At 65.9% G+C, this 504-nt stretch carries 1 pseudogene; it reads right to left on the bottom strand.

Going from position 1 to position 504, the window contains the following annotated elements:
* Positions 1-504, bottom strand: a pseudogene (locus tag EN879_RS40090) (homoserine dehydrogenase); the annotation flags it as partial.

Here is a 504-nt window from a genome sequence, read left to right on the forward strand (position 1 = left end):
TCGAACGAGATGCCCTCGGCCTCCATGCGGGTCAGGATGTAGTTACAGGTGCCGTTGAGGATGCCGAACACGCGGGTGACCGAATTGCCGGCCATCGCCTCACGCATCGTCTTGATGACGGGAATGCCGCCCGCCACCGCCGCCTCGTAGTTGAGAAGCACGCCCTTCTTCTCGGCGATCTCGGCCAGCGCCACGCCATGCTTGGCCAGCAGCGCCTTGTTGGCGGTGACGACGTGACGGCCGGCTTCGAGTGCCGTCTTCACCGATGAGCGCGCCGGGCCCTCGTCGCCGCCGATCAGTTCGACGAACACGTCGATTTCTGCGGTCTGGGCCATCTTGACCGGATCGTCGAACCACTTTGCAGAGCTCAAATCGACGCCCCGATCGCGCTTGTGGTCGCGCGCCGAGACGGCGGTGACGATCACGTCACGGCCGCACTGGCGGGTCAGTTCCACCGCTTTGTCGCGCAGCACGCGCGCCACCGATGCACCGACCGTGCCGAGG

Source organism: Mesorhizobium sp. M7A.F.Ca.AU.002.02.1.1 (assembly GCF_003998535.1).
GTDB lineage: Bacteria > Pseudomonadota > Alphaproteobacteria > Rhizobiales > Rhizobiaceae > Mesorhizobium > Mesorhizobium ciceri.